General features: G+C 33.5%; 12 protein-coding genes and 2 tRNA genes. 9 read left to right on the top strand and 5 right to left on the bottom strand.

Annotation, left to right across the window (positions count from 1 at the left end; genetic code table 11):
• Positions 1–12: 12 nt before the first annotated feature.
• Positions 13–252, bottom strand: coding sequence for a hypothetical protein (locus tag DCO46_RS10755; RefSeq protein ID WP_116752552.1), 240 nt, complete (start codon positions 250–252; stop codon positions 13–15).
• Between the two features lie 133 nt (positions 253–385).
• On the opposite strand from DCO46_RS10755, the gene DCO46_RS10750 reads away from it, so the two are divergent.
• Both DCO46_RS10750 and DCO46_RS10745 read left to right on the top strand, forming a co-directional pair.
• Positions 386–458, top strand: a tRNA-Gly gene (locus DCO46_RS10750).
• 102 nt (positions 459–560) lie between these two features.
• Positions 561–633 (top strand) — tRNA-Gly (locus DCO46_RS10745).
• Between the two features lie 135 nt (positions 634–768).
• Here DCO46_RS10745 and pepE read toward each other — a convergent pair.
• Complete coding sequence (gene pepE / locus DCO46_RS10740) at positions 769–1,476, bottom strand: dipeptidase PepE (RefSeq protein ID WP_116752551.1); 708 nt, start codon at positions 1,474–1,476, stop codon at positions 769–771.
• 162 nt (positions 1,477–1,638) lie between these two features.
• On the opposite strand from pepE, the gene DCO46_RS10735 reads away from it, so the two are divergent.
• The 7 genes from DCO46_RS10735 (at position 1,639) to DCO46_RS10705 (ending at position 7,693) form a co-directional block, all read left to right on the top strand.
• Positions 1,639–2,406 (top strand): carboxypeptidase-like regulatory domain-containing protein, encoded by a 768-nt coding sequence (locus tag DCO46_RS10735; RefSeq protein WP_243416294.1) that lies wholly within the window; start codon positions 1,639–1,641, stop codon positions 2,404–2,406.
• Positions 2,393–3,115: a carboxypeptidase-like regulatory domain-containing protein gene (locus DCO46_RS10730; RefSeq protein WP_116752549.1), complete on the top strand. Its 723-nt coding sequence runs from the start codon at positions 2,393–2,395 to the stop codon at positions 3,113–3,115. The genes DCO46_RS10735 and DCO46_RS10730 overlap by 14 nt, the downstream gene beginning before the upstream one ends.
• The gene (locus tag DCO46_RS10725) at positions 3,105–3,860 is read left to right on the top strand and encodes a hypothetical protein (protein ID WP_116752548.1); all 756 of its coding nucleotides are present in this window, start codon (positions 3,105–3,107) and stop codon (positions 3,858–3,860) included. Before DCO46_RS10730 ends, DCO46_RS10725 begins: the two co-directional genes overlap by 11 nt.
• A complete protein-coding gene (locus tag DCO46_RS10720; RefSeq protein ID WP_116752547.1) occupies positions 3,857–4,363 on the top strand; it encodes a DUF6702 family protein in 507 nt (168 codons plus the stop codon). The genes DCO46_RS10725 and DCO46_RS10720 overlap by 4 nt, the downstream gene beginning before the upstream one ends.
• A 63-nt stretch (positions 4,364–4,426) precedes the next feature.
• Complete coding sequence (locus DCO46_RS10715; protein WP_116752546.1) at positions 4,427–6,667, top strand: M1 family metallopeptidase; 2,241 nt, start codon at positions 4,427–4,429, stop codon at positions 6,665–6,667.
• Between the two features lie 103 nt (positions 6,668–6,770).
• Entirely contained in the window at positions 6,771–7,130 is a 360-nt protein-coding gene (locus DCO46_RS10710; protein ID WP_116752545.1) for a twin-arginine translocase TatA/TatE family subunit, read from the top strand.
• Positions 7,130–7,693 (top strand): phosphatase PAP2 family protein, encoded by a 564-nt coding sequence (locus DCO46_RS10705; RefSeq protein WP_116752544.1) that lies wholly within the window; start codon positions 7,130–7,132, stop codon positions 7,691–7,693. The genes DCO46_RS10710 and DCO46_RS10705 overlap by 1 nt, the downstream gene beginning before the upstream one ends.
• Before the next feature lie 211 nt (positions 7,694–7,904).
• Here the strand turns inward: DCO46_RS10705 and DCO46_RS10700 are convergent, their stop codons facing one another.
• The 3 genes from DCO46_RS10700 to DCO46_RS10690 all read right to left on the bottom strand — a co-directional run bounded on the left by DCO46_RS10700 (position 7,905) and on the right by DCO46_RS10690 (position 9,749).
• A complete protein-coding gene (locus DCO46_RS10700; RefSeq protein WP_116752543.1) occupies positions 7,905–8,546 on the bottom strand; it encodes an O-methyltransferase in 642 nt (213 codons plus the stop codon).
• 113 nt (positions 8,547–8,659) lie between these two features.
• Positions 8,660–9,058 (bottom strand): hypothetical protein, encoded by a 399-nt coding sequence (locus DCO46_RS10695; RefSeq protein WP_116752542.1) that lies wholly within the window; start codon positions 9,056–9,058, stop codon positions 8,660–8,662.
• Positions 9,059–9,224: 166 nt separating this feature from the next.
• The gene (locus tag DCO46_RS10690) at positions 9,225–9,749 is read right to left on the bottom strand and encodes a YceI family protein (RefSeq protein WP_243416293.1); all 525 of its coding nucleotides are present in this window, start codon (positions 9,747–9,749) and stop codon (positions 9,225–9,227) included.
• Positions 9,750–9,761 lie beyond the last annotated feature (12 nt).

The raw sequence follows: 9,761 nt of genomic DNA, 5'->3' as shown, positions 1-9,761 counted from the left end.
TTTCTTCGTATGTCACTCTAAAATTGTCATTCCGCGAATTGTTGCCTTACTTTTTTCGGCAAATATAGAATTGATTTTTGTAAATAACGAAATAATTCCTATTAATTCGTCCGCCTCATACAATCCAAAATGGTAAGTGTCTTTTAGATCATCACCTTCAAAAATGCAGCTTTCGATAGGTTTTCCTTTTCTAAGTACGGGCTGGCGGACAATATAAGTTTGTTTTGAGGGTATTTGTTTAATGATATTCATAATATGTGAAAAAAAATAAATATATAACTTTTTAGTTTTAAATATGTTATATAAAAATATTGTTTTAATTAATTTTTTTTTGAGAAAAAGCTTGTTTTGAACTTAACTTATTTTTTATATTTGCACCAGTAATGCGAAAGTAGCTCAGTTGGTAGAGCTCCAGCCTTCCAAGCTGGTTGTCGCGAGTTCGAGCCTCGTCTTTCGCTCTAAAAACCATAATTTAATTGTTTGGTTTTTGTCAAAGTTAAATAATTTTTGATTTTTATTTTTTAAAAACAATTAATTGTTTATATTTGCACCCTGTTAATGCGAAAGTAGCTCAGTTGGTAGAGCTCCAGCCTTCCAAGCTGGTTGTCGCGAGTTCGAGCCTCGTCTTTCGCTCTTCAAAAGCCTCAAACATTGTTTGAGGCTTTTTTGTTTTTATTATTTTTTTGAAACCATAAAAGTCATATAAGTTCATTCAAAAAAACTAACAAAAAAATTAGCTGGCTTAAATAACTTGTATGGTTTCAAAAATTATTTCAGATGGCTCAAATCACTTTCCGGTTCCAGTTCTTCGGGATTTTGATTTTGTTTAAAAAGTCTTGCTTGCAAAGAACCTTTCAGAATTATTTTTTCTCCTTTTACTTCCAGCCAGCTTCCTTCTCTTAAACCTAAAACCGGAATAGCATTAAAAGCATGAAATTCTTTGATTCTCGTTTCACGGGTTTCTCCCATATGCTGTGAATTTACCTCCGGATCTAAATAATGTGGGTTTAGATTGAAAGGAATTAGTCCTAAAGTCTGGAAACTTGGAGGGTAAACGATTGGCATGTCATTAGTAGTCTGCATCGATAAACCGCAGATGTTACTTCCGGCGCTGGTTCCTAAATATGGAGTTCCATTTTTTACGGTTTCAGACAAAATCTGCATTGCATTTTGTTGGTATAATTGTGTTACCAGCAAAAAAGTATTTCCGCCACCGGTAAAAATACCTTCAGCGTTTTTTATAGCGTGTCCGGCATTTTCAAATTCGTGGATTCCTTTTACACTGATGTTAATTGTAGCGAATGCCTCTGCAACTTTGGCTGTATAATCATCGTGCGTAATTCCGCCCGGGCGCGCATACGGAATAAATAAAATGCTGTTGCAGTTTTGGAAATGTTGTTTTAGTGCAGGTAAAATGTACTCTAAATAGCTGCCTCCGTGTAGTGTAGAGGTGCTGGCAATGATTATGCTTTTCATAAGGTCTTAACTCAAATTGATTAGGTTAAAGATATTAAAAACTCCTTTTTGATTTTTAAGATTAAAATTTTAATTAACATATTTTTACCAAGCTGTTAATACTAAATTTGGAAGACATTAAGATATTTTTACACTTTTAAGAGTAATTCTAATTTTTATATTTTGACTGATAAGTTTTGGTGTGTTTTGATTATAATTTTGGGTCAGTCTTTGATGGCGCAAAATTCTGATCGTCTCAATATTAATGGTAAGATAGTTTCTAATACAAATGATCTGGAAGGTGTTTATGTTGTAAACGCTCAAACCGAAGTAATGACAACCACAAATGCAGACGGAACTTTTTCAATTTTGGCAAAAGAAGGAGATACGCTTGTTTTTTCTTCGATACAATTTAAAGAAACCAGAATTTTGCTTACCGCTGGAAATTTTTCTGACCTCAATTTTACTGTAAAATTAAGTCTGGTAATGCACCAGTTGCAAGAAGTTATCATTAAGAATTACAATAATATAAATGCTGTTTCTTTAGGAATTATTCCGGCAGGACAAAAAACATACACAGAAGCAGAACGAAAACTGCATACTGCTACCGCACTAAATCCAACAGCAAATGCCGGTTCATTGGCGGGAGGATCAATATCTGCAGATCCGTTGTTTAATTTTTTATCCGGGCGTACTGCTATGCTGAAAAAAGAAGTTGCAGTAGAGAAAAAAGAATTTTTCATGAAACTTCTTGAAAACATGTTTAGTATTGAACATTTTGTAGAAAGGTTAAAAATCCCGGCAGAATATGTAAAAGGATTTGAATATTATGCAGTTGAAAATGAGTCTTTCACAAAGATTTTAAATTCAAAAAACAAAACATCAACAGAGTTTTTATTAGGAGAACTTGCTGTTAAATATAAAGACATTCTTGCGATTGAAAACAAATAAAATTTTACTCTTCCTGCTTTTTTTAACTGCTGAAATTGCTTTTTGCCAGACACCTCTTTTGAAAGAAATTCTGGGTCAGGTTTTGGAACAATCCACAGGAATTGAAGGGGTAAATATTATTAACAATACGACACAAATTACCACAGTTTCAGATGCAAACGGAATGTTTTCGATTGTGGTAAAAGAGGGAGATGTGCTGGTCTTCTCATCAGTAAACCTGGAGCCTGTCAAGCGTAGAATTACAACAGAAGATTTAAGTAAAAATCTGGTTGTAAAAATGACAGCAAAAGAAATTGAACTAAAAGAGGTGGTTGTAAATGAAAACTCAAATATTACAGCCGAAAACCTGGGGATTATTCCGTACGGACAAAAAAAATATACTCCTGCAGAACGAAAACTTTACACAGCAACTTCTACTTCTGTGGATAAACTATTAAATAAGATTTCAGGAAGGACGGCAATGCTGAAAAAAGAGATGAAAGTAGAGGAAAAAGAAACTCTTTTTAGGAAAATGGAATATCTGTTTGATGAGAATTATTATACGGAAAGATTGAAAATTTCAGCGGAAGATATCAAAGGTTTTCAATTATATTGCATAGAAGATGCCGAATTTGCTGTATCTTTGAATACCAAGAACAAAACAATGAGTATGTTTTTAATAACTGATTTAGCCCGAAAATATCTAATAATTCTCGAAAATGAAAAATAATTTAGGAATACTCTTTGTCTGCTTATTTTGTCAAATCGTACTAGGACAAAACAACTCAAGAAAACCGTTACATGGTCAGGTTGTAAATGATTTTCTTGCAATCGAAAGTGGTTACATTATGAATGTGAACGCAAATGTCAGAACTTTTATCGGTGCCGGCGGATTGTTTGATATTATGGCCCGTCCGAAAGATACTTTACTGTTTTCTGGTTTGGCATTCCAGTCAAAAAAGATTGTTTTGACTGAAAAAGACTGTGCTGAAATCCTTTTTAAGGTAAAACTTGATCTGGTTAATAATGAACTGAAAGAAGTGGTAGTTCATAAAGAGTTAAAAGTAAAATCCCTGGACCAGAATTCACAACATTATACTGATCTTCAATTTGAAGATGACAAACAATCTACCGCAAAAAATATTGCGATGTATTCTGATCAGACCATAAAATACGGAACTGATTTTGTGAGGATTTTTAAAGACGTAAAAAAACTTCTCAGCAAAAAAGAAGACGTACAGGAAGATGTGGTTTCGGATATTGCATTTGTAGAATATGCTAAGGATAATTTTACACCGGATTTTTACGGTAAGACATTAGATCTGAAACCGGATGAAGTAGAATTGTTTTTGATGTACTGCTCTAATGACGCAGAATCTAAAAAATATTTAAAACCGGATGATAAATTTCTATTAATGGATTTTATGGTCAATAAGAATAAAGAATTCAAAAAAATTGCTGTAAGTCAAAAATGAAAAATAAATTAATTTATGGGCTGATAGGGATATTGTTTATATCTCTTTCAGCTTTTACCTTTCATAAATTTTACATGGGAATTTTTCAGGTCAATTATGCAGCTGAAAAAAAAATGGTTCAGATTACTTCCCGTATTTTTATCGATGATTTAAATAACGGACTGGAAAAAAAGTACCATAAAAAAACATTTGTCGGTACAGAAAAAGAAACCCAGGCCGACGTTGATCTGTTAAAAAAATATTTAGCTGATAATTTCTCCATAAAAATAAACGGCCAGTTAAAACCAATTACTTTTTTATCTAAAGAAGTAGAAGCAGGTGATGTTTTGGTTTGTTACTCACGAATAAAAGATATTGATAAGTTTAAAACTATCGAGATTTCTAACTCTGTTTTGGTTGACTGGAATGCTGAGCAGCAAAACATTACACATATTTCAGCATTCGGCACTAAAAAGAGTGTTCTTTTTACAGAATCTTCAAGGAAAGAAGTGTTAAAGTATTAATTGGTATAGAGAATTATTATATTAATTGTTATTTTCACATCCTCAAAAAAAACCAAAGCATTTATGAAAAAACTTTCGCTATTATTAATTTTTCCAGCGATGTTAATAGCTCAGGAAAAAGCACCTGTTGCGCCAAAACAACAAGGAAAATACGATACGAACAAATTTAGCCAAATGTACGATTTACTGGCTACGCCAAATATGTTTCGTACAGCTTCGGGAGCACCGGGACCGGCTTACTACCAACAACAGGCAGATTATAAAATTGATATTGAATTGGATGATAAAAATTCAAAACTGACAGGTTCTGAAGTTATTACTTATTCAAATAATTCTCCTGACAGCTTAGAGTATTTATGGATTCAGCTGGATCAGAATCAGGCAAAAGCAAATACTCAGACACCTTTGGCAGAGAGTGAAAAAATCAATCAGGTGTTGCCGCTTGATGGTTTTTCAAGTAAATATTTAAAGAAAGATTTAGAGCGAGGTTTTAATATTGAGCAGGTTAAAGATGCAAAAGGAAATCCGTTGTCGTATACAATCAACGAAACCATGATGCGTATAAACCTGGCGACACCATTGAAACCGGGAGAGAAAATTTCATTAGCGATAAAATGGTGGTACAACATCAATAATTATCAAAAAGAAGGTGGACGTTCCGGTTATGAATTGTTTTCAAAAGACGGAAATAAAATATATGTAATTGCCCAGTTTTATCCAAGAATGGCTGTTTATAATGACGTAGAAGGCTGGCAAAATATGCAATTCTGGGGAAGCGGTGAGTTTGCTCTTCCTTTCGGAAATTTTGATGTAAACATTACGGTTCCTGCTGATCATGTTATTGATGCAACAGGAGAATTGATGAACAGAAGTGAAGTTTTTACGGCAGAACAGGTAAAACGTTATGAACAGGCGCAGAAATCTTTTGACAAACCGGTTGTAATTGTAACTCAGGCTGAGGCTGAAGCTACTGAAAAAGGTTTTTCTGAAAAGAAAAAAACATGGAAATTCAGTGCTAAAAATGTTCGTGATTTCGGTATTGCTTCTTCCCGAAAATTCATCTATGATGCAATGGCTGTAAAGCTGAATAATAAAATTGTTATGGCAGAATCAGTTTATCCTAAAGAAGCTAATCCGCTTTGGGGAGAAACTTCAACCATGACTGTTGCGCATACCTTAAAAAGCTATTCTTCACATACATTTGATTATCCTTATCCAAAAGCTGTTTCTGTTTCTGCAGAAGATCAGGGTATGGAATATCCAATGATTTGCTGGAATTATGGTCGTCCTGACGAAAACGGAGTGACCAGCAAAGAAATTAAAAACGGAATGATCGGTGTTGTAATCCATGAAGTGGGGCACAACTTTTTCCCAATGATTGTAAATTCAGACGAGCGTCAGTGGACGTGGATGGATGAAGGCCTTAACTCTTTTATGGAGTATATGGCAGAGCAGGAATTAGATCCTACTTTCCCGTCAAGACGCGGACCGGCAAAAAATATTGTTCCTTACATGAGTGGTGATCAGAAGTTTTTAGAACCTATTATGTCTAATTCTGAGACTATCCACCAATTTGGAAATAACGCTTACGGAAAACCGGCTACCGGACTTAATATTTTAAGAGAGGTAGTAATGGGAAGAGAATTGTTTGATTATGCTTTTAAAACATACGCAAACAGATGGAAGTTTAAACATCCTACTCCCGAGGATTTCTTCAGAACTATGGAAGATGCTTCTGCAGTAGATTTGGACTGGTTTTTCAGAGGATGGTTTTATTCAACTGATTTTGTAGATATCGGAATCAAAGATGTAAAACAATATTACGTTTCTGATACCCCAACGGCAGACATCAAGGATGTAAAAGTTAGAAAAGGACGTTTTGGATTCGAAAAAGGACCTTTTGTTTACCTGGTAGCAGGAGATAATGCTGAGGTAAATGCTTCTAAGAAAAAAGCCTTAAAAGTAGATGAGGTAAAACTATTGTCTGATTATGTTGACCAGACTTTTACAGCAGAAGAAAAAGCAGGTCTAAAATCACCAAAATATTTCTACGAAGTGGAATTTAATAAACCAGGCGGAATGATCATGCCAATTTTGGTTGAGATCACTTACGAGGATGGTTCAAAACAAAATTTCCAGTACCCGGCACAAATCTGGAGAAAAAATAATGATACAGCCAAGAAAGTTTATGCAACTGAAAAAGCAATCAAAAGTATTCAGATAGATCCGAAATTAATGACTGCTGATATTGATGTGACTAATAACTCATGGCCAAAAGCAGAAGAAAAATCAAAATTTGATTAATAATAAAAATGAAAGACTCTGAAAAGAGTCTTTTTTTTAAGGAAATTTTAAAGTTCAACAGCTGTAAAATTTAATATCTTTGTGACACACAAAAATAAAAGTTATGTTTGGTATAGGAGGAGGAGAATTAGTTTTCATACTATTTATAGTTTTAATGCTTTTTGGTTCAGATAAAGTTCCTGAAATAGCCCGTACAATGGGAAAAGCAATGGCGCAGTTAAAAAATGCAACCAATGATATTAAAAGTGAAATTCAAAAAGGGGCAGAAGCAAATGGACTTGATGCCAAATCTTTAACGGATATCACCGGTAACATTAATGCTCAGATTACTGAAGCCAAAACTAATTTATTAGGCGATACCAGCAGTGTAACCACTAATTTATTGGGTGATACTGTGACAGAAATCGACAAAGTAAAAGAAGATATAGAAACAATCTCAGGACCTGTTAAACGCCAAAGATAATGCTTGAAAAAATAAAAGAATTAGATGTCAGTTTATTGGTATATCTTAATGGTTTAGGCTCTGAAACATATGATAAATTTTGGCTGATCATTACAAACCAGTTGTACTGGACGCCTTTTTTCTTATTATTGTTTTTTCTTATTTATAAAAAAATAGGAGGGAAACAAACCTTGTATTTGTTGCTTTTTATAGCAGTTTTAATTGCTTTTACAGATCAGACAACTAATTTATTCAAACATACTTTTGAACGTCTCCGTCCGTGTAATAATCCTGATCTTAAATCGATTATAAGAATCGTTCAGGTTAGGCAGTCATTTAGCTTTTTCTCCGGACATGCTGCTAATACTATGGCTGTAGCCTCGTTTTTATATTTGATTTTAAAACGTCATTTCAGGTATTTGGGATTCTTGTTTTTATGGCCGTTAATTTTTGCTTACAGCCGTATTTATCTGGGATTGCATTATCCGGGAGATATTCTGACAGGTTATTTCTTTGGGGCACTTTTCGGATTTCTTCTTTATCTGGTTTACCGAAAATTGAAACCACAATATTTTCCAGGGTAGTTTTTTCAAAGTTACTAAGGTTCTGAGGTGCTAAGATTCTAAGATTTTATGGCAATAATTAAAAAAGGCTTTCGCCAAACATTTAGTGTTTTGGAGAAAGCCTTTTTTAATATATTAGATTCTTACTTTTACTAAAGCATGAGACAATTCATTTATAATATTTACTAAAAAAAACTCAGAACCTTAGCACCTCAGCATCTTAGAACCTTTTTTAAAGTACTCTGCTAACTGTCAATCCATCACGAATAGGCAGTAAAACGGTTTCAACACGTGGATCTTCTTTTAAAAGCTGATTATATTCTAAAAGGACTTTTGTGCTCACATCATTTGGATGAACAGGTTCCAGAATTTTTCCACTCCACAAAACATTATCAGATAAAATAATTCCGCCTTTGTTCATTTTTGGGACAATCATTTCCCAATAGTTCAGGTAATTTTCCTTATCGGCATCAATAAAGACAAGGTCAAATTTCAGATCAATATTTGGAATGATATCTACGGCTTCGCCCAAGTGCTGAAAAATTTGTTTCCCCCATGAAGATGCATCAAAATATTTTCTTTGAAAATCGACTAATTCTTCTTTGATATCAATTGTGTGCAGTTGTCCGTTTTCCTGCATTCCTTCGCATAGGCATAATGCGGCATAACCGGTGTAAGTGCCAATTTCGAGAATATTTACAGGACGAATCAATTTAGATAACATACCCAGAACACGGCCTTGAAAATGCCCGCTTAACATTCTTGGCAAAAGGATTTTCTGGTAGGTTTCTTTGTTTAATTTTGCCAGTAATTCCGGTTCGTTTTCAGAATGCTGCTCAATGTAATCTTCTAATTCCTGTGATATAAAATGCATGTGATGATGTTCTAAATTTAAAGTGCAAAAATACAAAAAAATATCGGTGAACTTTTTGATATAAAAAAAACCATCCGTTGTACGAATGGTTTTAAGTCTGAGTTTAATGGGAATTATTTTTTTAAAGCTTCATTAACATCTTTAGCTGTTTTCACAGTTCCGTCTTTGGCTGCTTTTGCAGCATTTTCTACTTTTTCAGCTCCTTTTTTTGTAGCATCTTTTACGTCATTTGCCGTCTTTTTTGCTGCATTTTCAACATCTTCTGCTGTTTTTTTGGTCTTGTCTTTTGCTTCTTCCAGCGCATTTTGAGAAGCTGCTTTAGCTTTAGCAGCTGCATCTTCGGCCTTAATCACAGCACTGTCTTTTACTTCTTCAATGTCTGTTGTCAGAGAATCAACTCTGTTTCCCAGTGTTAGGTCTTCTTCTGATTTGGTTTCTTTTTTGTCTCCACAAGATTGTAGTGAAAAAGCTAACATGGCTACAACAGCTAAACTTAAAATTTGTTTTTTCATGATTAATTAAATTTTTTAAAGTTGATAAAATATAAAGGTTATAAAGCTGAAAATAAAAATACAAATTTTAAAATGGTTGAGCTCTTTGTAAGATTAATTTTCTGTTGAGAGCAAGACAATTCTCGTGCCAAAAAAATCAATTTTGAAGCAAGAAAGATATTTTTTTTTAATTTTTATATAAACTGAAATTTATGACAATATCATCTTTGACTTTTATTAATCCGGCCATTTTTACCGGAGCTTTCAATTCGATATCAGAGAATTTTAAATTCAGTGTTCCCTGAATTTTATCATCAGAATTGTATAAGATAAAATCTTTGTACCTCAGTGTTTTATCAGTAATGTAAAAGTTTAGTCTGCATTTGTAATTTCTACCTTCTTTTTTAATATCGGTAATACTTACGGTACTATTTGGAAATTTTTTCACTTTCACGGTTCCTTGTAAATCCTTTGTCATTATTTTATTGCCACAATCAAAATCGGACATTTTAATATCAGTATTGAAAGTGTTTTTTTTAATTGAATTTACATAAACCGTATCCTTTATGTTAAAGGTATTAGAGCAGTTGTACTTGCCAACTGTAGAAAGTCCTGTGATTTCTATTTTGATTTTATTTATCACCACAGCGGTATCTTCCGGAAAAAAAGTGGGTTTAGCACTTCCTGATAAAAAGAATAGTACTAAACCCATAAACAATATTTG

Origin of the sequence: Flavobacterium sp. HTF, assembly GCF_003105115.1 — a bacterium.
GTDB lineage: Bacteria > Bacteroidota > Bacteroidia > Flavobacteriales > Flavobacteriaceae > Flavobacterium.
The sequence above is the reverse complement of the archived record's forward strand: the minus strand, read 5'-3'. Positions and strand labels throughout refer to the sequence as shown.